This window comes from Arthrobacter livingstonensis, from assembly GCF_003219815.1.
Lineage (GTDB): Bacteria > Actinomycetota > Actinomycetes > Actinomycetales > Micrococcaceae > Specibacter > Specibacter livingstonensis.
This window is the reverse complement of record NZ_QJVD01000040.1, coordinates 1-22,777: the sequence shown is the minus strand read 5'-3', so window position 1 is coordinate 22,777 and position 22,777 is coordinate 1. Positions and strand designations below refer to the sequence as shown.

General features: G+C 62.8%; 17 protein-coding genes and 1 pseudogene. 12 read left to right on the top strand and 6 right to left on the bottom strand.

Going from position 1 to position 22,777, the window contains the following annotated elements; all coding sequences use genetic code 11:
• Together CVV68_RS21070 and CVV68_RS21065 are read left to right on the top strand one after the other, a co-directional pair.
• Positions 1-597: NADPH-dependent F420 reductase (locus CVV68_RS21070; RefSeq protein WP_170133282.1), on the top strand; the 597-nt coding region annotated here is incomplete at its 5' end.
• Between the two features lie 237 nt (positions 598-834).
• A complete protein-coding gene (locus CVV68_RS21065; RefSeq protein WP_110502956.1) occupies positions 835-1,533 on the top strand; it encodes a response regulator in 699 nt (232 codons plus the stop codon).
• On the opposite strand, the gene CVV68_RS21060 is transcribed toward CVV68_RS21065, so the two are convergent.
• Positions 1,527-3,248: a GAF domain-containing sensor histidine kinase gene (locus tag CVV68_RS21060; protein ID WP_306415717.1), complete on the bottom strand. Its 1,722-nt coding sequence runs from the start codon at positions 3,246-3,248 to the stop codon at positions 1,527-1,529. The two genes, CVV68_RS21065 and CVV68_RS21060, sit on opposite strands and share 7 nt — an antisense overlap.
• 194 nt (positions 3,249-3,442) lie before the next feature.
• Between CVV68_RS21060 and CVV68_RS21055 the strand changes: the two genes are divergently transcribed.
• Both CVV68_RS21055 and CVV68_RS21050 read left to right on the top strand, forming a co-directional pair.
• Positions 3,443-3,919, top strand: a complete 477-nt coding sequence (locus CVV68_RS21055) for a pyridoxamine 5'-phosphate oxidase family protein (protein ID WP_110502954.1) — start codon at positions 3,443-3,445, stop codon at positions 3,917-3,919.
• A gap of 22 nt (positions 3,920-3,941) precedes the next feature.
• Positions 3,942-4,991 (top strand): annotated as a pseudogene (locus CVV68_RS21050) (zinc-dependent alcohol dehydrogenase family protein); the annotation flags it as partial.
• Between the two features lie 7 nt (positions 4,992-4,998).
• On the opposite strand, the gene CVV68_RS21045 reads toward CVV68_RS21050, so the two are convergent.
• Entirely contained in the window at positions 4,999-5,856 is an 858-nt protein-coding gene (locus CVV68_RS21045; RefSeq protein ID WP_170133281.1) for a universal stress protein, read from the bottom strand.
• Between the two features lie 471 nt (positions 5,857-6,327).
• Here CVV68_RS21045 and CVV68_RS21040 point away from each other — a divergent pair, with 471 nt between their 5' ends.
• Positions 6,328-7,419, top strand: a complete 1,092-nt coding sequence (locus CVV68_RS21040; protein ID WP_110502952.1) for a lysylphosphatidylglycerol synthase transmembrane domain-containing protein — start codon at positions 6,328-6,330, stop codon at positions 7,417-7,419.
• Positions 7,420-7,435: 16 nt separating this feature from the next.
• Here the strand turns inward: CVV68_RS21040 and CVV68_RS21035 are convergent, their stop codons facing one another.
• The 3 genes from CVV68_RS21035 to CVV68_RS21025 are packed head-to-tail and all read right to left on the bottom strand — an operon-like array spanning position 7,436 to position 13,054.
• Positions 7,436-9,925: a glycoside hydrolase family 65 protein gene (locus CVV68_RS21035; RefSeq protein WP_110502951.1), complete on the bottom strand. Its 2,490-nt coding sequence runs from the start codon at positions 9,923-9,925 to the stop codon at positions 7,436-7,438.
• Positions 9,922-12,567: a magnesium-translocating P-type ATPase gene (gene mgtA / locus CVV68_RS21030; RefSeq protein WP_170133280.1), complete on the bottom strand. Its 2,646-nt coding sequence runs from the start codon at positions 12,565-12,567 to the stop codon at positions 9,922-9,924. Before mgtA ends, CVV68_RS21035 begins: the two co-directional genes overlap by 4 nt.
• Positions 12,545-13,054 carry a universal stress protein gene (locus CVV68_RS21025; protein ID WP_110502960.1) on the bottom strand — a complete coding sequence of 170 codons (510 nt, stop codon included), beginning with the start codon at positions 13,052-13,054 and terminating at the stop codon, positions 12,545-12,547. Before CVV68_RS21025 ends, mgtA begins: the two co-directional genes overlap by 23 nt.
• A gap of 253 nt (positions 13,055-13,307) precedes the next feature.
• Here CVV68_RS21025 and CVV68_RS21020 point away from each other — a divergent pair, with 253 nt between their 5' ends.
• The 4 genes from CVV68_RS21020 to CVV68_RS21005 all read left to right on the top strand — a co-directional run bounded on the left by CVV68_RS21020 (position 13,308) and on the right by CVV68_RS21005 (position 18,809).
• Positions 13,308-15,803 carry a phosphoketolase family protein gene (locus tag CVV68_RS21020; RefSeq protein ID WP_110502949.1) on the top strand — a complete coding sequence of 832 codons (2,496 nt, stop codon included), beginning with the start codon at positions 13,308-13,310 and terminating at the stop codon, positions 15,801-15,803.
• A 40-nt stretch (positions 15,804-15,843) separates the two neighbouring features.
• Positions 15,844-16,299 carry a universal stress protein gene (locus CVV68_RS21015; RefSeq protein ID WP_110502948.1) on the top strand — a complete coding sequence of 152 codons (456 nt, stop codon included), beginning with the start codon at positions 15,844-15,846 and terminating at the stop codon, positions 16,297-16,299.
• A gap of 584 nt (positions 16,300-16,883) precedes the next feature.
• Positions 16,884-17,423 carry a flavodoxin family protein gene (locus tag CVV68_RS21010; RefSeq protein ID WP_245933702.1) on the top strand — a complete coding sequence of 180 codons (540 nt, stop codon included), beginning with the start codon at positions 16,884-16,886 and terminating at the stop codon, positions 17,421-17,423.
• Between the two features lie 129 nt (positions 17,424-17,552).
• Positions 17,553-18,809 (top strand): NAD(P)/FAD-dependent oxidoreductase, encoded by a 1,257-nt coding sequence (locus CVV68_RS21005; RefSeq protein ID WP_110502947.1) that lies wholly within the window; start codon positions 17,553-17,555, stop codon positions 18,807-18,809.
• Positions 18,810-18,817: 8 nt separating this feature from the next.
• Here CVV68_RS21005 and CVV68_RS21000 read toward each other — a convergent pair whose 3' ends face one another.
• Positions 18,818-19,804 carry an NAD(P)-dependent oxidoreductase gene (locus CVV68_RS21000; protein WP_110502946.1) on the bottom strand — a complete coding sequence of 329 codons (987 nt, stop codon included), beginning with the start codon at positions 19,802-19,804 and terminating at the stop codon, positions 18,818-18,820.
• Between the two features lie 91 nt (positions 19,805-19,895).
• Between CVV68_RS21000 and CVV68_RS20995 the strand changes: the two genes are divergently transcribed.
• The 3 genes from CVV68_RS20995 to CVV68_RS20985 form a co-directional block, all read left to right on the top strand.
• Entirely contained in the window at positions 19,896-20,612 is a 717-nt protein-coding gene (locus tag CVV68_RS20995) for a succinate dehydrogenase cytochrome b subunit (protein WP_211320945.1), read from the top strand.
• Positions 20,600-22,555 carry a fumarate reductase/succinate dehydrogenase flavoprotein subunit gene (locus CVV68_RS20990; protein ID WP_211320944.1) on the top strand — a complete coding sequence of 652 codons (1,956 nt, stop codon included), beginning with the start codon at positions 20,600-20,602 and terminating at the stop codon, positions 22,553-22,555. The genes CVV68_RS20995 and CVV68_RS20990 overlap by 13 nt, the downstream gene beginning before the upstream one ends.
• Positions 22,552-22,777, top strand: a 226-nt coding sequence (locus CVV68_RS20985) for a 2Fe-2S iron-sulfur cluster-binding protein (protein WP_245933701.1), incomplete at its 3' end; no start/stop codon positions are given. The genes CVV68_RS20990 and CVV68_RS20985, both read left to right, overlap by 4 nt.

Below are 22,777 nucleotides of genomic sequence, written 5' to 3'. Positions count from 1 at the left end.
ATCGCCGTTCGCATGCTCAAGGCCAGGCACTCCGTGCAGATCTTGGGACGCAATGGCGAAAAAACCCGCGGGCTTGTCGAGTTCCTCGGCGCCGGAGCCCAGGGCGGCGGAGAAGGAGCAGTTATCGAAGGTGGAATTCTCTTCCTTGCGGTTCCCTTCGAAGAGGCCAAGAAATCAGTGTCCTTCTACGGCGATGCACTGGCAGGAAGGGTCATCGTGGACATCAGCAACCCAGTCGACCTGGCCACTTTCGACCACCTCCTGGTCCCCGCAGGAACATCAGCAGCCGAAGAGATCGCCCTCCATGCGAGCCCGGAGGCCTTCATGGTCAAAGCGTTTAATACCTGCTTCGCCAAGCCGCTGGAGTCCGGGTCGGTGGCAGGAATACCGTTGGATGTTTTCATCGCCGGCGACTCGGAACAGGCCAAGGTCAAGGTCAGCGCCGTCGTTGCCGCCTCGGGCCTGCGCCCCATCGATGTCGGCCCGCTCCGACGGGCGCGTGACCTTGAGGCCATGATGCTTCTGGTCATGGGCCTGCAGGTCAGCCCCGAACACGACAACTTCAACTGGGACACGTCCTTGAACCTCCTCCCCTAAATGGGCCACGAACGACGCACCCCTACCCGAAGTCCTCCCACTCTCGGGGAACTCAGGCCTCCCCCACAGCGCTTCGCCGCGAATTCGGGCTGGCGTTCCAAGGGGCTTTCGGCCCTTGTTGACCGTTGATGCGGCCGCCAGACTGACATGACTGATACAACGTAACCAGGGGATGTGAATCCCCTGGTTGGAGATTCCCCAAGCGGGAGCCACGAGCACGGACGGAGAAGCACAACGATGGATCGGAAAGCTACGCCTGAACCAGTAACGACGCCGGTCACCACGGCACCCATCACGGTCTTCATACTCGACGACCATGAACTCGTCAGGCGCGGACTCAAGGAGTTGCTTGAGGGCGAGGGGTTCAAAGTCATCGGTTCCTCTGGTTCCGCGCTGGAAGCGACCCGCCGCATTCCGGCCCTGCATCCAGACGTTTCAGTGTTGGACGCACGGCTGCCCGATGGAACAGGCATTGAGGTCTGCCGTGATGTCAGGTCGGTGGATCCAACCCTGAGATGCCTCATACTTACCAGCTACGACGACGAGCAGGCCTTGCGCGGCGCAGTCCTTGCAGGAGCCTCCGGCTATGTGTTGAAGGAAATCGACGGCACAGACCTGCTGACTTCCCTGCGTCGCACGGCCAAGGGAGAGTCACTTTTCAACCCCGACGTCATGGCGAAAGTGGTTCAGGGCTTGGCCGAACCTGATCGGGTGGATCCCCGCATCTCCGCCCTTACGCCCCAGGAAGGCCGTGTACTCAAACTCATTGGAACGGGAATGACCAATCGGGAAATTGGTCGCGAGATGTTTCTGGCCGAAAAGACCGTCAAGAACTATGTTTCCTCACTCCTGGCCAAATTGGGATTTGAACGACGCACGCAAGCGGCCATTTTCATTACGGACAAGGAATGGATGGCTGCACCGGATCATCATTGAGCCTCCACGACAGGAACACGCCAAGTCAGGCGGGTACCCCTGATGCCAGTACTTTCAAGACCAAAAGTTCCACTGAGGATCTTGGCCCGCCGTTCCATGTTTGAAAGCCCGCTTCGGTGGCCGGGTTCACCCACGCCGACACCGTCGTCGTCGATAATGACGGTCACGTTGTCCACGGTCACTTCCACGGAAACCTCGATGGCGCCGGCATCGGAATGCCGCACGGCGTTGCTCAATCCTTCGGACAGAACCGCCAGAAGGTGCTTGGCCGTCTCGTCTGAAACCACGGAGTCGATGGGGCCGGCCAAATTCAAGCGGGGGGCGAAGGCAAGCGGCTTCGCGGCGTTGCGGACAGCCCTCAAGATCAAATCGCTGAGCAGCTCCGTTTCGCCGGAAGTCACACGCAGGGAGTAGATGGTGTTACGAAGATCCCGGATGGTCTCGTCCAGTTCAGTGGTGACTGCCCTGATCCTTTCGGACGCCGTCTTGTCGGTGATAAACCGCTGTAGGCTTTGGACGCTGAGCCCTGCCGCAAAGAGCCGCTGGATGACGACGTCGTGCAAGTCCCGGGCAATTCGGTCCCGGTCGGTGAAAACCATGATCTGTTCACGCAAGCGGTGGGTCCGCGCCAATTCCAGGGCCAAGGCAACGTGCGAGCCGAACACGGCACTCATTTCCACCACTAGCTTGGAATAGCTGCCGGAACCTTGGGTCCGTGCCAAGATCAACAAGCCCTGATTCGCACCTTGGGGGCCCAGGGCAATGACAATGATTGGCCCAAATGCCGGCCCATCCACTTCACCGAGGAGGTCAGTGGCGTCCTTGAACACCGTGGGGACACCCGTGCTCAACACTTCTGCGATCGCCGGGGAGTCCAGTGCCAGTGAGCGGCCCGCCAATTGCGGTGCCCGCTCTCCAGCCGCTGCTGCAACATAGAGTTCAGGGCTGTTGTCCGAAGAAACGCCGATCAGGGTCAGGGCGGAATCCGACTCAGCCAATGCGGTGGCGGCAATCATGTCAAGACTGCTTTCAGTGATGTTGCGTTCGTCGTCCATCATTCGGCCGGTGACATACATGCACGCTTCCAGCCAATGCGAACGGCGCCTGGCATCCTCAAACAAGCGGGCATTTTCAATGGCGACCCCTGCGGCAGCGGCCAAGGCGACCGCCAATTCCTCGTCCTCGGCAGTGAAGTCTCCGCCTCCCGCCTTTTCGGTCAGATACAGGTTTCCAAATACGGTCCCCCTGACCCGCACGGGAACGCCAAGAAATGACACCATGGGCGGATGGTGTTCCGGGAACCCATAGGAGGCGGGGTGCTCGTGCAAGTCATGCAGGCGCAACGGGCGCGGGTCACTGGTGAGCAGGCCCAGGACACCGTGCCCGGTGGGCAATGGACCTATTCGGCGAACGAGTTCCTTGTCGATGCCGACGGTAATAAAGTGGCTCAGCGACTGGTCCTCACCAATGACACCGAGCGCGGCATAACGGGCGTTCAAGAGCGTGCAGGCGGATTTCACGACCCGCTCCAAAACAGCATCCAGGCTCAGGTCTTCGGCGACAGTGACCACAGCCGACAACAGTCCGCGCATTCGTTCCTGGGTGGAGAGCAGTTCCCCTGCCCGGTCCACAAACTCCCTGAGCAAATCCTCAATCCGCGTACCCGCAGCGGCAGGCAACAATGGCACAACCTTCTCCGCCTCAGAATCCTTCACCAGACCACCCTCGATCAAACATCGGACATCGACCATCGTGCGCAAAGCCCCAAAAAAAGCGGACCGGTACTGACAGTACTATCCCCTGCATCTGGACGGGGCCCGCGACCCGCAACCACGTTCTGCCTTCTGGCGTCCCCGGTGGGGACTTTGTGCCCTACAACCCGTAGATCACGGTGTCTAGAATTAGCCCCATGACGATCGAACCGACACCGGAGTTCCCTACCATTGAAAATTTGTCAAAGGCCCAGTGCTGGGAATTACTGCGAGGACAGGTTCTCGGGCGGCTGGCTGTTGTCGTTGAAGATCACCCTGACATTTTCCCCGTCAACTATGCAGTGGACCATGACTCGCTCGTCTTCCGAACCGCAGAGGGAACCAAACTGTACGGCGCGACGAGCAACACACCAGTCGCCTTCGAAATAGACGGCTATGAGCCCGAATCGGCGCAGGCCTGGAGCGTTGTCCTGAGAGGCCGGGCCGAACAGATCGAGGCAATCTCCGGACTCGCCGAGGCGGAACGCCTCCCACTGCAACCCTGGCAGGGCGGCAGCAAAAACCACCTCATGCGCATTCACCCCTTGAACCTCAGCGGGCGGCGCTTCCAAGTCACGAAGCCCGACATCTGGACAACACCGTTGTCGGATGCACGGCGCGCCTCCTTTGAGTAAGAACACGACCACAGGACAGACAATGAAAGCGCTCGTCTACGGCGGTCCGGGACACATCAGCTGGTCCGATGTCCCAAATCCTAAAATCCTCCATCCCAGCGATGCCATTGTCCGCGTCGACACAACCACTATTTGCGGAACGGATCTGCATATCCTCAAGGGCGACGTTTCCGCAGTGCAAAACGGGCGCATTCTGGGCCATGAAGGAGTCTGCACAGTCACCGAACTGGGCTCAACGGTCAGCAACCTTGTAGTGGGCGACTGAGTCATCATCTCCTGCATCAAGTCCTGCGGCCACTGCACCAATTGCCGGACCGGCCTCTACTCCCACTGCCTCTGCGAGGAAGGAATGTCCGGCATTGGCTGGATCTTCGGACACCTCATTGACGGGAGCCAGGCAGAGTATGTCCGTGTGCCGTACGCGGACAACTCACTGCACAAGTTGCCAGCGAACGTCAGTGACGACCAGGGCGTCATGCTTTCGGACATATTGCCGACGGGTTTTGAAATTGGCGTCCAGGCCGGGCACGTCGCCCCAGGTGACGTCGTCGCCGTCATCGGTGCCGGCCCTGTCGGACTGGCCGCGATCGCGACCGCCGGCCTCTATGGGGCAGCCACGATTATCGCCATCGATCTGGACGAAAACCGCCTCAACCAGGCCCTCACATTCGGCGCCACCGACATCGTTGTCTCCGGCTCCACAGGGTGGAAGGAGCAAGTGCTGGACCTGACCGACGGGGCCGGCGTGGACGTGTCCATCGAAGCCGTCGGAACGCCGCAAACACTCACCATGGCCCTGGACCTGGTCCGGCCGGGCGGCCACGTGGCCAACGTGGGCGTTCACGGCCAAGCCGTCACCCTCAACATGGCAGAGCTGTGGATCCGCAACATCACCATCAGCATGGGCCTTGTCAACGCCAGCACCACACCCATGCTGCTCAAGCTCGTGGCACAGAATAAGGTTCCGGCCGAAAAACTGGCAACCCACCACTTCACCTTTGACCAGATCCTCGACGCGTATGACACCTTCTCCCGCGCAGCGGAAACCAAAGCCCTCAAAGTGATCATTGCCCGGTCCCCTAGACCGGCCGGGTCAGGACAAGGGGACACGGAACTTGCAAAAGCAGGTCCCGCACAACCGAGCCCATGAGCGCATGCTGCACTACTCCTTTTCCACGGCTGCCCACCACGAGCATCTCCGCGCCCCGCGCCGCATTGATCAAGACCCTGGCAGGCACATCATCCTTGGCAAACCGGTCGCACACGATCAGGTGAATGTGGCGGGCACGCAGACAGGCGACGGCAGATTCCAGGATCATTCGCCCCTGCGTCTCGTCCCGCTTGGCAGTCACCGGCCCACGGGTACTGCTGTCCAGCCACCCGGCATGTGCAGACGAGGCATAAATGACCGTCAAAACCTGTCCCGTGCTTGCGGCTTCGGCGGCAGCAAAATATGCGGCGTCCATTGAGCCGGGGGAACCATCAATGCCAACCACCACGCCGGCATGCCCGGCTGTCTGCCCCACCGGGACCACCGCCACGGGACACTTGGCGTTCATGGCAATCTGCAAATCGACTGCGCCGAACGCTTCCCCATGCTCATCGGCAGTTCTGTCCGTCCCGACCACCACCATGGCGGCACCGCCGGAAAGCTCTGCGAGCACCTCGGCAGGCTCCCCCAGGTGGAGACTCGTCTGCACGTCCGAGGATGGCGCGAATTTACGGACCCTGGCTGCTTCGCTCTCCAGCAGGCCCCCCAGTGCATCTTGAACACTTTGATATTCCACGTTCCCGAACGACACCAGGTAGTCAGGCACCGCGCGAACCAACTGAAGGGAGTGCTGCAGCCGCTCCGCCCTGTAGGCGGCCCACTCGACGGCGGCCCTGCTTGAGGGCGAATCGTCCACCCCGGCCACGATCAGCTGTCTTAGTGCCATGTAGCTCATTCCTTTCCGCCCGCCCACAATTCAGTTTGCCCTGTTGGCCCCGGAGGAGTCTGCGCGGCTTGGCTCGTCGGTGCTTGAAATCGGGTCCGTGACGCCGCGGCGGCCAGGGACTCGCCTTCGGCCGCAATGTCGACGCTGACGTTGTCTCGGGTAATGCCATGGCATGTCCTTGGAGATGCTGAAAGCTCGTGAAGAATCACATCGCTACTTCCAACGGTAGGCCCGGCTGTTCCTTCGGTGGAGAGTCGAAAGGCCCTAATTCACACCGTGGCCGTGGCTGGCGACAGCCACCGGACACGGCCTCGACTGGACACGACTTTGATTCCCGCGAGGTTTTCGTCAAATCCGGGTCTTTGAGCCCTAACCATGGTCTTCCCGCGAGCCTAGGCTCAAGACCAACGCTGGGCATCCGCGCGGATTCACCCCAATCCGGCATGCCCTGGCAATGGACGCTGGAGGACAATGGACGCCACACACTCCGACGACGACGGTCACCTCCGTCCTGCCATGTCGGCCGGCGTGGTTGCCGGGACGGCGACGAATCCCGTCGTGGTTCACCGGCACATCCCGAAGTGGCTCCTGGCCGTTGCTTCTGCGTTGGTGCTGATTGTCCTGGTGCCTTGGATCATCGTTCCGCAGTACTCCAATGCCGTGCAAACCCTGGGCACGCTTGAGCGAATCTCACTGCCCCTGGTACTCTTGGCAGGCATCCTTGAGCTGTCGTCCCTGCTGGCCTATTCCGCTTTGACTGCAAGCGTCCTGGGCCCGGGACGTCCCAGCTACTTCACTTTGCTTCGTATTGATTTGGCTGACCTGGGCGTCAATCACGTGGTGCCGGGCGGCGGAGCCACTGCTGCGGCAGTGCGGTTTAGCCTGCTGCAGCGTGCCGGCACCCGCCCGGCCGAGGCGCTGACGGCCGCCACCATCGAAATTGCCGGGTCAAACCTGGTCTTGGCTGCGACCTTTGCGGTTGGCCTGCTGCTTTCACTCACCACGGTCGCGGCAAATGGCTACTACCGAACCGCGTCCATCGCCGGATTTCTCGGTCTTTTGGGAACAGGCCTGGGAATCTGGTTCCTGACCCGCTACACGGACTCCGCCATCGGGATTGCCCGGGCCACGGTCAGGCATCTTCCCCTGGTGAGTGAAAATTCAGCCGAGGCTTTTCTGCGCATGATGGCAAATCAAATTCTCCTGCTGGGAAGGAGCCCCCGCAGAATAGGCGTGGATTTCCTGCTTGGCGCAGCCAATTGGCTGCTGGACGCGGCGGCGCTGTGGGTGCTTTTGGCGGCCTTTGGACACTACATTGGCATCGGACCCCTCCTGACCGTATATGGTGTGGGAAGCATCTTGGCCATGCTGCCCCTGACACCGGGCGGACTGGGCATTGTTGAAGGTGTCATGGTTCCAGCGCTGATCGGCTTTGGTACACCGGCCGGAGTAGCTCTCCTAGGGGTGATTGGCTGGCGCCTGATCGAGTTCTGGCTGCCGATTCCGCTCGGCGCCCTGGCCTATGCATCGCTGCGATTGGGTACGTTCCGGCAGCTCCGTTGAGCCGGACCCTGCAGATTCAGTGGCGTGTAACGGTGCATTCCCCCGATGACAGCGATGCGTACAGGCTGTCCCCGGGGCCAAGGGTTCGCTGCACATTTTCAACACGGACCTTGATGTGTTTGGCCCGCCCTGCGGACAGATGCAAGGCGATGCTGTCAGTGGTCACATGAACTTTGATTGCCTGGCCACGGAAGAAGAGCCGAAAGTCAACCTGTGGCAGCTCCAGCGGCAACAGTGGATGCAGCCACAAAGTGTCCTGGCGGGTTTCCACCCCGCCATAGCAACGAAGCACCATGTCGGATGTTCCGGCCATGGCCCCGAGATGGACGCCCTCCTGGGTCGTCCCGCCCGGCGTGTATGCGATGTCGCATTCCAGTGCCTGGGTGAAGAGCGACCACGACTGTTCCCGGTCGCTGCGCGCCAGCACCCAACTGTGCGCCAGCCGGCTCAGCGTGGAACCGTGACTTGTCCGGGCCAGGTAGTAGCGGACGGTCCGGGGAACGAGATCCGGTGGGAGGGGATATCCCAGCCTGTCGAACGCCTCCCTCAGCTCTTCCGCGGACAGCAGGTAGAACAACATCAAGACATCGGCCTGCTTGGACAACTTGTAGCCGTTGGTGGTGTCCCCTTCGGCCTGGAGGATTAAATCCAGCCGTCCGATGTCACCGTAGCGGGCACGGTACGTGGCCCAATCGAATTCCTTCAACGCTTCGTAACCCTCGAATTGGCTGATAATGCCATCCGTGTGGAACGGAACCCGGAGTCTTCGGCTGACCCGGTCCCAGTCGCTAAGTTCCCCGGCACGCAACGACAAGCGGCGGCACAGTTCGCCGCCGTCGCCGGCGGACACCAGCGCAACCGCTTCACCAGCCTTCGCCAGAACCCAGGACGCCAGAACATTCGTATAGGCGTTGTTGCGCAATCCCCCGCCGGGGTGGTCGGGATAGCCGTCGTGGAACTCGTCGGGGCCCATCACCGCGACGATGTCAAACCGGTCATCCGCAGGATTGTGGATCGCCATGCCGGCGAAGAATCGAGACACCTCGACGAGAAGCTCCGTGCCGTACCTGGCTAGGAATTCGATGTCTCCGCTGGCTTGGTAGTACTGCCACACGCTGTAGGCCACGGCCAGGCCAACGTGGCGCTGGCGGTGGGAGTTGTCCGGCATCCACTGCTGGTCCCGCGCATTGAAAAGTGCCGCGGGGGTCTCGTCCCGGCCGTCGCTGCCGCTTTGCCACGGGAACATTGCCCCTCCGAGCCCCGCGGATTGGGCGCCAGCGCGTGCTTCATCCAACCGGCGGTATCTGTAAAGCAGCAGTGAGCGTGTGATGTCCGGCCGGCGAAGGGTGAGCATGGGGTAGATGAACAGTTCATCCCAGAAGATGTGCCCCCTGTATCCCTCGCCGTGCAAGCCGCGCGCAGGAACGCCTGCGTCCAAATCCGGTCCCGCCGCCGCAACGGTCTGCAGCACATGGAAGATGTTCAGGTTAAGAGCCTGACATTCCGGCCGCCCTGCCCGCGGTATGACTGCAAATCCCTCCCACATGGTGTCCCAGGCATGTACATGTGCGGCCAAGAGTTCCGCCGCCTCCGGCGCCCGGCGGATTCCCTGGCCGGCGCCCAGCACCGCCGTCGACAGCGCACGATCGCGCGAGGTTGCGACCGCCGCGGTCTTTTCAATGACGACCGGCCGGCCGGGCTCAATGGCAAAGGTTACTGTGCATCCGGCACGGCCGTCCTCAAGCAGCGGCCGGTACCTGCCCGGAATTTGGCCGCCGTTTTCATTGCGCAGGCGGGTGCGCATGGCCACGGCGATGCTGATGCCGGACTGGTTGGTCCTCGACTCCCACAAGACCGTTTCGTCGTCGAGCCCGCTCCCGCCTACCGCCACCAAGTGATCAGCGGGGAGGTGGCTGTCGGCAGCGGAATTCCGGTTCGCCACGGTGCCGTTGACGGCGGAGACAACGACGACGTCACCGGACCAGTCTTCGGCTTCAACAGTGGTTTGCAGGGACGCCAGGTGCGGGTGTGCCAAGGACAGGAACTGCCGGGAGGTGACGCGGCTGGTGCGGCCCGCGGCGTCCCGATAGCGGTTGCTGCGTGTCAAGATCCCGTGGCGCAGATCCAAGTCCTGCCGGTGGCTGAGCATTTCCGCCATCCCGGGATGGAAGACAGGTCCACCCTCGGGCTGGATGGTCAGGAATGTCCAGTCAGGGGCGTTGACCATGTGCTCAGACTCGTCGCGGCGCCCCGCCAGATCATTGACGACCCGGTTGTAGACGCCCGCGAAATACGTTCCCGGATAGTGGGTTCCGTCCGCCACGCTGCCCGGGAGGGAGCCGCGGGTGGCCCAGTAACCGTTGCCCAGCGTACAGAGGGCCTCCCTGCGCCCTTCATCAACTGGATCGAAGTCGGTGTAGGCCAACACCCACGGGTCGCCCGCGTTTTCAGGGCGGACGCGGTCCGGGCGCGCCTGCCAAGCGGCGGCACGTGGTCGGGCGGTCATGGTGAGCGGAGGGGTTCTGGAACGCTGAACCGGGCGGCACGGCGGTGAACGTGGTGGAAGGGACCCCGCCGCCGAACGGCCGGCCGCTGTTGGACTGGCCGGGAGAAGAACCACTGCTTGGCCAACTCAACGAGCACCAAATACACCACTGTCATGGCCAGCAGGGCCAGGAAGAACGGGACGGGCAGCGGATCAAAGCCCAGCACCGCACCAACGGGAGAAAGCGGCAGGTAAATGCCAACGGCCACCACGGCCAGGGATGCCCAAAGCAGGCCGGCCGAGGGCCGGCTGCGCAGGAACGGCACCCGGCGGGTCCTGATCGCAAAGATGATCAATGTTTGGGTGGCGATGGATTCAATGAACCAGCCTGCCCGGAATTCCCCGGGTGCAGCATTGAAGACGAACAGCATCAACCCGAACGTGGCAAAGTCGAACAATGAACTAATGGGACCAAACACGAGCATGAAGCGCCGAATGAACGCGATGTCCCAGTGCGAGGGGGTTTGCAGCTGTTCCTTATCAACACGGTCCCCGGGAATGGCCAGCTGGCCGGTGTCATAGAGCAGGTTGTTGAGGAGAATTTGTCCCGGCAGCATGGGCAGAAAGCTCAGCACCACCGAGGCCGTGGCGGCACTGAACATATTGCCGAAATTACTGGAGGTCCCCATCAGGACGTACTTGATGGTGTTGGCAAAGATCCGCCGCCCTTCCCTGACCCCTTCGGCCAAGACACCCAGGTCCTTGTCCATCAGGACAATGTCCGCCGCGTCCTTGGCGACGTCCGTGGCGCTCTCCACGGAGATGCCGACGTCGGCATGGTGCAGGGCCAGGGCGTCGTTGACGCCGTCACCCAGGAACGCGACGGCGCGGCCCTGTTGGCGCAGCAGCCTGATGATCCGCGCTTTCTGTTCCGGTGACACGCGCGCAAAGATCGTCGTTTCCCTGGCTGCCTCCCCGAGTTCGGGATCCGTCAAGGCATCGATCTGAACCCCTGTGAGTGTCCCGCCGGAAACCAGGCCCAGGTCCCTGCATACTTTTTCGGCAACCTTGGCGTTGTCGCCTGTCGCAATTTTGACTCTGATGCCCAAGGATGCGAGCTCCACCAACGATTCCTTGGCGTTGGCCTTGGGCCTGTCCAGAAAGACCAGGAACCCGGCCAGGAGCATACCCTGCTCATCGGCGGGCTCTATCGCGCTCATGCCCTGGGCGGAACGGGTTGCGACGGCGACGACCCGAGCTCCGGCGTCGTACTGTTCATTCAGCTGGGCCTGGGCCTGCGGCGGAACGTCGGCGCACAGCACCATGACATCCTCGGGCGATCCCTTGGTGACAATCTGCTGGTTTCCGGCCACATCGGCCACCAGGACACTGGTCATCCGGCGGCGGTGGTCGAAGGGGATGATATCCATCCGCCGGTGGCTGCCCGGTTCAAAAACACGGGCAGCCGGGGCCTCCCAGAGCGCGGAGTCCAGGGGGTTCTGTCCCACGGTGGAGACCGTGCCGTGGGAGTAGTCGGCCTCCGTGGAAACCAATCCCAGGACAAAGAGCCCTGCCTCGGAGACGTCCGGACGGGCGGGCAGGGCGGCCGTGAAGCTGATGTGCCCCTCGGTCAGGGTGCCGGTCTTGTCAGTCACCAGCACGTCCATGTCACCCAGGTCCTCGATGCAGACCAGCCGCTTGACGAGCACCTTCCGCTTGGCCAGGGCCCTGGTGCCTGCCGCAAGGCAGGTGCTGACGACGGCGGGCAGCAGCTGGGGCGTGATGCCGACGGCGATCGCGAGGGAGAACAGCAGCGATACGAGCAGCGGGCGGCCCAGCAGCAGGTTCGCAACGAAGATCAGCGTGGTCAGGCCGACCGCTACCTGCAGGAGCAGGAAGGAGAATCGCTTCAGGCCCAGCTGGAACTCGGTTTCCGGCTGGCGCTCCCCCAGGCCCAAGGCGATCTTGCCAAACTCGGCGCGGCCGCCGGTGGCGACGACGACGCCGGTGCCGCTGCCGGTTTGGATGATGGTCCCCATGAACAAGATGCAGGCCAGGTCCCCCAGGGACGCATTGCCGGCGATGGGGACCGGCGTTTTGTCGACGGGCAGGGACTCCCCCGTGAGGATGCTTTCGTCACAGACCAGGTCCTTGCTGGTCAGCAGCCGGATGTCCGCCGGGATGATCGCACCCAAGGACAACCGGACCACGTCGCCGGGCACTAGATCCACCACGTCGATTTGGCATGCGGTACCGTCCCGAAGGACCACGACCGTGTGCGTGACGCGTGAATGAAGTGCCTCGGCGGCGCGTTCGGCCCGGAATTCATTGCTGAACCCCAAACCGACACTGACCACCAGGATGACACCAATGACAATCGAATTCGTTGCGTCCCCGAGGAACAGGGACAGCCCGGCCGTGAGAATCAAGAGGATCAGGATGGGACTGCGAAGTTGCCGCCCCAGCACCAGCCACGGGCTTGCCTTGTGGGTCCGCAGGGCGTTCGGGCCCACGGCTGCCAAGCGCCGGGCTGCCTCGTCGCCACCCAGGCCGCTGTCCGTTGACTGAAGGTCGAGAAGAACCTGCTCAGCGGTGAGCTGGGCAGTGCTGGCAATCGGGCGCTCTGCCGTGCTTGCCGCCTCAGCCGTTGCGGGCAGGCTCATCGGTGTCCTCGTGGCGGGCGCCCGCAGCCAGCGGCACCTCCGCGGCATCGGCCGGGCCATGAACAACCAGCACCGGACAGCTCGCGTGTTCAGCGCAGGCAGAGCTGACGGAACCCAACAACATGCCCACAAACCCGCCATGCCCGCGGGAGCCGACAATGAGCATCTGCGCAGACTTGCCGTACTCGATCAAGACTTGGGCAGCCCCGCCACGTACGCATACCCCGCTAAATCCCTCGGGCGGGCTGTCTCCAAACGCCTCACGCACGGCGTCCGCAAGAATCTGCCGTGCACTCGCGTCCGGGTCCCAGTCAGGGACCACATATGAACCGAAAACGACCTCCACGTGCCAAGCGGCGACTGCGGTGATGGTTGCCTTAAGTGCGGGCGCCAATGTTTCCGCCCATTTCAGGGCCAGCACCGACTCAGGCGATCCGTCAACTCCGACGACAACGCGTGTACCCTCGCCGACCGTTTCGTTCTCCATGGCTCTTACCATCTTTCGTCTCTTTCACTTATGAACCCCGCAGCACGGGCTGCACGCCACCGGGACCGTCTGTGCGCCACTGCCGTCCCGCCACTTCCATGTTCGACGTCGGCGCACCTCCGGGCACAGGGTCCAAGGTCCCTAAACTTCCAAGTTGGATGCTGTCACGCTGGACATGGCGCAGGTGCAGTCCCTGCGTCAATGAGTCGGTCAACCGGGCTCGGATCCAACTACTAAGGACACGGAGTCAACCTTGAACAGCCAACTCGATCAAGCCAGCCCCAGGCCGCAGAACGATGCCGCATCAACACGGGATCCGGACGGGTTTAGACTCCTCAACCGGTATTGGGATGCCGCCAACTACCTGACGGTGGCGCAAATTTACCTGCAGGAGAATGCCCTGCTCCGCACCGCGCTCACGGCGGAACACATCAAGCCGCGGTTGCTCGGCCACTGGGGCACCAGTCCGGGACTGTCCCTGATATATGTCCACCTAAACCGGCTCATTCAAAAAACCGGGGCCGAGATTCTCTTTGTCGCCGGCCCGGGCCATGGCGGTCCGGCCGTGGTTGTAAACCTGTATTTGGAGGGGACTTACTCCGAAATCTATCCCCACGTCAGCCAGGATGCCGAGGGGCTCCGCCGGTTGATCCGGCAGTTCTCCACCCCTGGAGGAATACCGAGCCACGTCGGCCCTCCCACACCCGGTTCCATCCACGAGGGCGGGGAGCTGGGCTATTCGCTGGCCCATGCCACTGGAGCCGCCATGGACAACCCCGGGCTCATTGTTGCCTGCGTTGTTGGCGACGGGGAAGCAGAGACCGGTCCACTGGAAGGTTCGTGGAAGGCTCCGGCATTCCTGAACCCGAGCCGGGACGGGGCCGTGCTGCCGATACTTCACCTCAACGGCTACAAGATCTCCGGCCCCACAGTCTTGGGCCGCCAGTCCGACGAGCAGGTCGTGGCGCTGCTGCGCGCTCACGGCTGGGACCCCGTCGTCGTCTCCGGCAGCGATCCCGCACTGGTGCACGTCCACCTTGCCCGGGCGCTGGAGAACGCCCACGCCCAGATTGTCCAGATTCAGGAGCAGGCGCGCCGTCACGGGGCGACCGGTCCTGCACGCTGGCCGGCCGTCATCCTGCGCACGCCCAAAGGGTGGACCGGCCCGGCCGTTGTTGACGGCGTTCCCGTGGAAGGCACGTTCCGCGCCCATCAGGTCCCGTTGGCCGGTGTCCGTGAAAATCCGGCCCACTTGGCACAGCTGGAGGCCTGGCTGCGCTCCTACGAGCCCGAGACACTCTTTGACGCGGACGGCCGGCTGGTGCCGGAACTGGCGGCAATCGCCCCGCAGGGACGGTTGCGCATGGGAGCCACGCCCTCGGCCAACGGCGGCTCAGACTTGGCTTCGCTGCCGTTGCGTCCGTTGGAAAACTACGCCCTGGAGGTGGGCACCCCCGGGTCCACCAAGCACGAAACCACCCGGCCGCTGGGTGAAATGCTCCGGGACATCTACACGGACACAGAGCAGGATCGGCGCTTCCGGCTGTTCAGCCCGGACGAAACCAACAGCAACCGGCTGGGAGCCGTCTTCGAAGTCACCGACAGGTGCCAAATGGAGCCGGTCCTGGACGGTGATGACCACCTGTCACCGGACGGACGGGTCATGGAAGTCCTCTCCGAGCATCTTTGCCAGGGCTGGTTGGAAGGCTACGCCCTCACAGGACGGCATGGTCTCTTTGCCACCTATGAAGCGTTTGCCATGGTGAGCGCCTCCATGACCGTCCAACATGCCAAATGGCTCCAGCACGCGCGCGAACTACCGTGGCGCAACCCCGTGCCGAGCCTGAACATCCTTCTCACCTCCACCTGCTGGCGCAATGACCACAATGGCTTCAGCCACCAAGGGCCGGGCCTGATCGATACCGTCCTGTCCCTGTCCGGCTCCGTAATCCGGGTCTACCTCCCACCGGATTCCAACACCTTGTTGGCCGCAGCCGAACATGTCCTGCTCAGCAGGGACTACGTGAACCTGGTGGTGGTGGACAAGCAGGCCCACCCACAGTATTTGAACTTGGAAGACGCCCGACGCCATGCCGCCGCGGGCGCGTCGATCTGGCACTGGGCCGGAAACGATGACGTGCCCAGCGGAAAGATCACCCACCCCGGAGCGTTGTCTGGCACCCAGTCCTCCATCACCACTCCTGACGAGTCAGTGGCGTCGACCGGGCCGGACATTGTCCTGGCCTGCGCCGGCGACGTCCCGACCGAGGAAACGCTCGCTGCGGCCTGGCTGCTCCAGCACCACGTCCCCGAAATGAGGGTCCGCGTGGTCAATGTGATGGACGCGCTGGTGCTGCCTCCGCGCGACGCCCACCCACACGGCCTCTCCGACGTCGACTTTGAAAACCTCTTCACCCCTGACGGCGAGGTGATTGTGGCCTGGCACGGATACGCCCGCGCCTTCCACCAACTGCTGCATGGGCGCAGGAGCCCGGGCCGCTTCCATGTCCGCGGCTACAGCGAGCAGGGCACCACAACGACGCCGTTCGACATGGTGGTGCTCAACCGCATGAGCCGATATCACGTCGCCCTGGAGGCCCTGTACCGGGTAAGGGGCCGCTTCGATGGAGCCCAAGAGTTGGCCGACCACTGCCGGACAATGCTCGCGAAACACGAAAGCTACATCCACGAACATTTGGAGGACCTGCCGGAGATCCGCGATTGGGTCTGGACACCGCCGGAACCGTGAAGACCGTTCGGTGAAATTGCGGGAATACAAGGAAGTAATAATGAGTGCAAACCATAAAGCTGACACGTTTGTCGTTGGCGTTGACGGCTCTGTTTCGTCCATTGAGGCCCTGCGCCAGGCCGTATGGTTGGCGAAACCCCTGGGCGCACAAGTGGAGGCCTTGACGTGCTGGAACTTTCCCAGCGTGTACGAAGCGCCCTACGCCTTGGGCACATTCGATTTTGAAGGGGCGGCCCAAAAGATTCTCGATGCTGCCATTGAAAGTGCGTTCGGACTGGACTGGCCCGGGAACCTCACGACCCATCTGCTCCAAGGATCAGCACGACCGGCACTGATTGAGGCCAGCCGAGACGCCGCACTACTGGTTCTGGGCCGGCGTGGATTTGGTGGATTTAGGGGACTGTTGATGGGATCCGTCAGCTCGGCCTGCACCGCCCATGCCCATTGTCCGGTCCTGGTCGTGCATGCATCCGATGCAGGAGCCCATGACGCATGACCTGATGGCTGCCGTCCCATCCCCGATCAGCCCTGGAACATACTTTCGCTGGTGAGATGTGACAAAAGAACACCGAGAGGGAGAGGCAGGCCGCACCCTGCAGGATGCCACTGCCCCGCCCGAGCCGTCCGGACATCGGGGGCAGATTCCCCGGGATGATCTGGGTCCAACCAAGTAGCGCCACAGCCGCCGCGACCAAGAACATGGCCAGGAGCAAGGGGAAGAAGCGTCCAACATTTCCGGGCAGCTGCAGGTATTCATTGCCAGGAATCAGGTGGAAATAGGTGTACATCGCAAAGAGCGCCGGTGCGAGGGCCAGCACCGGTGCGGCAGGATGGTTCCGCCATGCCATTGCGCCAACCACGAGGCATGCAGGCGCGACGACAACCAGGGCCGCCAGATCCCCGCCCCGGATCTGGTTGAGGCCGAGCTCGAGGTACGGAAGATAAGGTCAAGTACGAGGGGACCATGACGGCATAGGCGATGACCAGGGCGGGACGTTCGACCCTACTGGAATGGGACGGGGGCGGGAAGTCTTGAAGCAGAACCCTGCCACCCATCCATCTTGAGAAAAGGCAACTAACTTGAGCACCGCCGTCGTCTATGAATCCATGTTTGGCAACACGCGCAGAATTGCCTTGGCGATCGCAGAAGGACTCGCGCCCTTCGGCCCGGTGGTCACAGCAAACGTCAACGACAAGCTCGCCAGGGAAGCCACGCGCTCCGCCGACCTGCTCGTCCTCGGTGGCCCCACGCACGTGCACGGCATGACCAGGCCCTCGTCACGCGAAGAGGCAACAGCTTGGGCCAACGACAATTCAAGGAACCTGACGCTCGAACCCTCGGCGCCAGGAACGGGGGTGCGTGAATGGATCAAGGACCTCGCGCTGGTTCCGGCCCTGTGCGCAGCGTTCGACACCCGAATGGACATGGTGCAGATCCTTTCAGGAGCAGCATCAGGGCACATCGGGCACGCGCTCACGAAACGAGGTTCGCGCGCAGTCATTTCGCCAGAGAGCTTCCTGGTATCCAAGGACTACACTCTTGATGACGGTGAGCTGGCCCGGGCCCGCAGCTGGGGCGCCAGTGTGGGTAAAGCCATGGAACAGTTCATCCACCACTGAGCCGAGCCGCGGGCGGGGAGAGTTCACAACGCGAGGGCTACCTTGAGGAGTGGGACTGGCCGGGCGTTCCGCGGCGGCAAAACAATGGACTCCAGGAAGAATCGCCGGAACCGAACTAGGAGCGAACCCATGGGTGTACAGCCAACTTTCGTGATCGTTGGGGCCGGCTTGGCCGGTGCAAAAGCCGCGGAATCATTGCGGACCGAAGGCTTCAACGGGCGCATCCTGCTATTCGGGGCGGAACCCGAGCGGCCCTACGAGAGGCCTGCGCTGTCCAAAAGCTTTCTGCAGGGCACCTCGGAAAGGGCGAAGCTCTACGTCCATCCGAAGCAGTGGTACGCCGATCATGGCATCGAACTTCACACCGGCACCACGGTCACGGCGATCGATCGCCCGCAGCGGAAAATTGAGTTGGCTGGCGGAAAACGAGCCGCTTACGACAAGCTGTTGCTGGCCACAGGCGCCTCCCCCCGTGAGCTGCCCGATGCCGGACCCCACAGCGTGTACTACCTGCGCCGGGTCGAAGACAGCCTGCAGCTCAGGTTCGCTTTCACCACGGCCAAGCGGGTGGTCATCATCGGTGGCGGGTGGATTGGATTGGAGGTTGCCGCCGCGGCCCGCGCGGCCGACGTCGAGGTGGTCCTCTTGGAGCGCGGTGACGTCCCCCTGCTCCGTATTCTCGGCAGGGAAACCGCCGGCGTTTTCGCCCGTCTCCACCGGTCCCATGGGGTGGACCTGCGGACGGGCGCCCACCCCGTGCACATCATCACCAATGCCGATGGCAGGGCGACGGGTGTGCAGCTGGACGATGGCTCGCGGGTGGATGCGGACCTGGTGGTGGTCGGCGTTGGAGCCCTGCCGAACACGTCCCTTGCCGAGGAGGCAGGGCTGCTCGTGGACAACGGCATCAAGGTCGATGAGCACTTACGCACGTCGGACCCGGACATTTTCGCGGCCGGGGATGTCGCCAATGCCTTCCATCCCATGCTGGGCCGGCACATCCGCATCGAGCACTGGTTCAACGCGTTCAGCCAACCGGCCATCGCGGCCAAATCCATGGTGGGCCTGGCTGCGGCATATGACGAGGTGCCGTACTTTTACAGCGACCAATATGAGCTGGGCATGGAGTACTCCGGTCATGTGGAACCAGGCAGTTACGATCAGGTCGTCTTCCGCGGGGACAGGAACGCACTTGAGTTCGTTGTTTTCTGGCTCCGGGACCACAAGGTGCTCGCCGGGATGAACGTCAATGTTTGGGACGTCACAGAAATCATCAAGGACCTGGTGCGCTCAGGCCTGAAGGTCGACGGCGCCAAGCTCGCCGACGCCGAATTCCCGCTGTCGGATGTCTTCGCCGACGCCGCGGGCAACAACGGCCAGCACTAGGCAGCAGGCTACAGCCGACCCACCAATTCCTCGCCACGCAGGTATCGACGCAGGTTTGCAATAAACAACTCGGTGTTGCGGGCGTTTTCCTGGCGCGTGTCCGCGGCTGTGTGGGGGCTGATGAGCACGTTGGGCATCGACCGGAGCACACTGTAGTCCGGCAGCTGCGCGGCGGAAAACGCATCCAGCACAACGGCTGTCGGCTGACCTTGCTCAAGGCCTTTGACGAGCGCCTGACTGTCAAGAACGCCGCCGTGCCCCACGTTCACCAGCACGGCGTCGGATCGTATTTTGCTGATCGCCCGGGTACCCACCAGTCCCGCGGTTTGCTCGGTCAGCGGCAGGGCAAGCACCACGGCGTGCGAGACCGGGAGCATATCCCCCAAGAACCGCGCGGGCCGGAGCTCGTCCACATTCGGCGCATGTCCGTTGCCTGTCCGGGTCATGGCCAGGACCCGCATGCCAAATGCCTTGCCCAGCCGTGCGACCTCGGCGCCGACGCTCCCCAGCCCCAGGATGAGCAGCGTCTGCCCGGCAAGTTCTGACATGGGATGACCGGCATCCTGCCGGGCCGTGTGCCTTTCGGGAAGCTGCTTTGCAAATGCCAGCAGACCGAACATCGCAAATTCCGCCAGCGCCCCCGCATGGCTCCCACCCGGGCCCGTGAACTGGATCCGCCCGTGCCCTTCGCCAGTGGTGTTGGCGCTGCGCAGCCGTTCAAGCGCCCCCTGGTTCGTCGCATGGACCCATCGCAGCGCGGCATTGCTGCGCAACAGCTCCGTCAGGCCAGCCGGCGTATCGCCGGGAATTCCAAACACGATTTCCGCTTGCGCCAACGCCCGCTGACGCGCCGCCGGCTCCAAGCTGGGGTCATGGCAGAGCACGTCAATCCTGCCATCCACGTTCTTGATGGCACCGACAACCTGCGAATCCACCGGGACGCCGACGACGACTGTTACCCGCTGTTCCTGCAATGACTGTTCGAAGGTGGCCATGGCTTCATCGTAGGTGACGAAACTAAACGCACTCCGTTCACGTCACATCGTTTCATGGTGCATTCGGCCAATAATGTCTAGAGTGGGGCTCATGTCCATCAATGGTGTTGGGGCACGGCCGGCGGCACTGCGTTCATCCGTGGTGCTGCACGCGGGCATGGCAGTTTCCGGACTGATCATGATCCTTTTCCTGCTGGCCCACATGTACGGCAATTTGAAAATCTTTGAAGGCCAGCAGGCGTTCGACGGCTATTCGGAGTATTTGCGTGAAATTGGCGAGCCACTGCTGCCACGTTCCGGGGCGCTGTGGATTGTGCGCGTGGTGCTGCTCCTGAGCGTCTTTGTCCATATATATGCGGCGTTCACGCTGTGGCACCGGTCACGGGCGGCAACACGCGGCAAGGGCGCGTGGCGATATGAAAGTACTAAGAACCGGCGCGGCGTCCAGCGCAGCTATTCCTCATTCACCATGCGGTGGGGCGGCATTATCATCGGCCTGTTCGTTATTTACCACATTCTGCACCTGACGGCCGACTACATCGCGCCCGGCGGGGCGTCGGCGAGCCCATACCAGCGCATGATCAATGGATTTTCCATCTGGTGGGTGGTTATCTCCTATGCGGTGGCTTTGATCGCGCTCGGCTTCCATTTGCGCCACGGGGTGTGGAGCGCCTTCGCTTCCCTCGGCGCCAACACCTCTGTTGCGCGCAGACGTGTTCTCAACGGCACGGCAACCGTCGTCGCCGTTATAATCCTGGTGGGATTCCTCATTCCGCCGCTGGTGATTTTTCTGGGGTGGGTTCAGTGACGACAGGACTGTTTACGGTGGGGGATCCCATCCGGGACACCAAGGCAGCGGACGGACCGATCCAGGAACGCTGGGAGGCGCGCCGCTTCGGCGCCAAGCTGATCAACCCGGCGAACCGCCGCAAGCTCTCCATCATCGTCGTCGGAACAGGATTGGCCGGCGCCTCAGCGGCGGCAACGCTCGGCGAAGCCGGCTACCAGGTCAAGAGTTTCTGTTACCAGGACAGCGCCCGGCGCGCCCACAGCATTGCAGCTCAGGGCGGCATCAATGCCGCCAAGGACTACCGCAATGACGGTGACAGCGTCCGCCGCCTCTTTTACGACACCGTCAAGGGCGGTGACTACCGTTCGCGGGAATCGAACGTCTACCGCCTGGCCGAGGTCAGCTCCGCCATCATCGATCAGTGCGTGGCCCAGGGCGTACCCTTCGCCCGCGACTACGGCGGACTGCTGGATACGCGCTCCTTCGGCGGCGTCCAGGTCTCCCGCACGTTCTACGCCCGGGGCCAAACCGGCCAACAGCTGCTGCTGGGCGCCTACCAGGCGTTGGAGCGCCAAGCCGCCGCCGGCACGGTGGAGGTCAACACCCGGCACGAAATGCTCGACCTTATCGTCATCGACGGCAAAGCCCGCGGAGTTGTTGTCCGGGACCTGGTGACCGGGGAGCTGGAGACGCACCTGGCCGACGCCGTCGTGCTGGCCTCCGGCGGCTACGGCAACGCCTACTACCTCTCCACCAACGCGATGGGGTGCAACACGACGGCGATCTGGCGGGCCCACCGCAAGGGCGCCCTCTTCGCGAATCCGTGCTTCACCCAAATCCACCCGACATGCATCCCCGTCAGCGGCGACCACCAGTCGAAATTGACGCTCATGAGTGAATCCCTTCGCAACGACGGCCGGATCTGGGTGCCGGTCACGGCCGGGGACCCCCGCAACCCCAGGGACATCCCCGAGACGGAACGCGACTACTATTTGGAGCGCGCGTATCCGGCCTTCGGCAATCTCGTGCCGCGCGACGTTGCCTCCCGGGCAGCCAAAAACCAGTGCGACGCCGGACGGGGCGTGGGTCCCGGCGGGCGCGGCGTCTACCTGGACCTGGCCGACGCCATCGCCCGCCTGGGCCGTGCCTCGATCGAGGAGAAATACGGCAACCTGCTGGACATCTACCAAAAAATCACCGACGAAGACCCCTACCAGGTGCCCATGCGCATCTACCCGGCCGTGCACTACACCATGGGCGGGCTGTGGGTTGACTACGATCTGGAAAGCTCCATCCCCGGGCTGTTCGTCATCGGGGAAGCAAACTTTTCCGACCACGGCGCCAACCGGCTCGGCGCCAGCGCCCTGATGCAGGGCCTCGCTGACGGCTACTTCATCCTGCCCAACACCATCGGAGACTATCTGGCCAAGAACCCGACCCCCGGTGACGTGGATGAATCCCATCCCGACGTCGTTGCGGCAGTGGAAGCGGTCCGGGAACGCATTAACGCGTTCCTGTCGATCAACGGCGAACGCACCGTTGATTCATTCCACAAGGAACTGGGCGCCATCCTCTGGGAATACTGCGGGATGGAACGCAACGCCGAGGGGCTCGCCCACGCCGTCGAGCTCATCCGGACCCTGCGCGCAGAGTTTTGGAGCAACCTCAAGGTCACCGGCAGCAACGAGGAGTTGAACCAGACCCTTGAGCGTGCAGGCCGCGTGGCCGATTTCTTTGGCCTGGCCGAACTCATGTGCATCGACGCGCTGCATCGCGGGGAATCCTGCGGCAGCCACTTCCGTACGGAGAGCCAGACCGGCGACGGCGAGGCGTTGCGTGACGACGACGGGTTCGCCTACGTCGCGGCGTGGGAGTTCGACGGCGACGACGCCCCGCCCCGGCTGCACAAGGAAAACCTTGAGTACGACTTTGTGGAATTGACGCAGAGGAGCTACAAATGAAAATCACCCTGCGCATTTGGCGTCAGCACGACGTTGACTCCCCCGGCCGGATGATCAGTTACGACGTCGAAGGCATCAGTGGCGACATGTCGTTTTTGGAGATGCTGGACGTCCTCAACGAGCGGCTCACCGTCACCGGGGAAGAGCCCGTCGCCTTCGATCACGATTGCCGGGAGGGCATCTGCGGCATGTGCTCCCTGGCCATTGACGGCGTTGCCCATG

Excerpts from the sequence above, each read along its gene's own strand:
- CVV68_RS21005 (WP_110502947.1), top strand. The coding sequence starts at position 17,553 with ATGGGTGTACAGCCAACTTTCGTGATCGTTGGGGCCGGCTTGGCCGGT.
- CVV68_RS21040 (WP_110502952.1), top strand. The coding sequence starts at position 6,328 with ATGGACGCCACACACTCCGACGACGACGGTCACCTCCGTCCTGCCATG.
- CVV68_RS21065 (WP_110502956.1), top strand. The coding sequence starts at position 835 with ATGGATCGGAAAGCTACGCCTGAACCAGTAACGACGCCGGTCACCACG.
- CVV68_RS21045 (WP_170133281.1), bottom strand. The coding sequence starts at position 5,856 with ATGGCACTAAGACAGCTGATCGTGGCCGGGGTGGACGATTCGCCCTCA.
- CVV68_RS21000 (WP_110502946.1), bottom strand. The coding sequence starts at position 19,804 with ATGGCCACCTTCGAACAGTCATTGCAGGAACAGCGGGTAACAGTCGTC.
- mgtA (WP_170133280.1), bottom strand. The coding sequence starts at position 12,567 with ATGAGCCTGCCCGCAACGGCTGAGGCGGCAAGCACGGCAGAGCGCCCG.
- CVV68_RS21015 (WP_110502948.1), top strand. The coding sequence starts at position 15,844 with ATGAGTGCAAACCATAAAGCTGACACGTTTGTCGTTGGCGTTGACGGC.
- CVV68_RS21035 (WP_110502951.1), bottom strand. The coding sequence starts at position 9,925 with ATGACCGCCCGACCACGTGCCGCCGCTTGGCAGGCGCGCCCGGACCGC.
- CVV68_RS21025 (WP_110502960.1), bottom strand. The coding sequence starts at position 13,054 with ATGGAGAACGAAACGGTCGGCGAGGGTACACGCGTTGTCGTCGGAGTT.
- CVV68_RS21055 (WP_110502954.1), top strand. The coding sequence starts at position 3,443 with ATGACGATCGAACCGACACCGGAGTTCCCTACCATTGAAAATTTGTCA.
- CVV68_RS20995 (WP_211320945.1), top strand. The coding sequence starts at position 19,896 with ATGTCCATCAATGGTGTTGGGGCACGGCCGGCGGCACTGCGTTCATCC.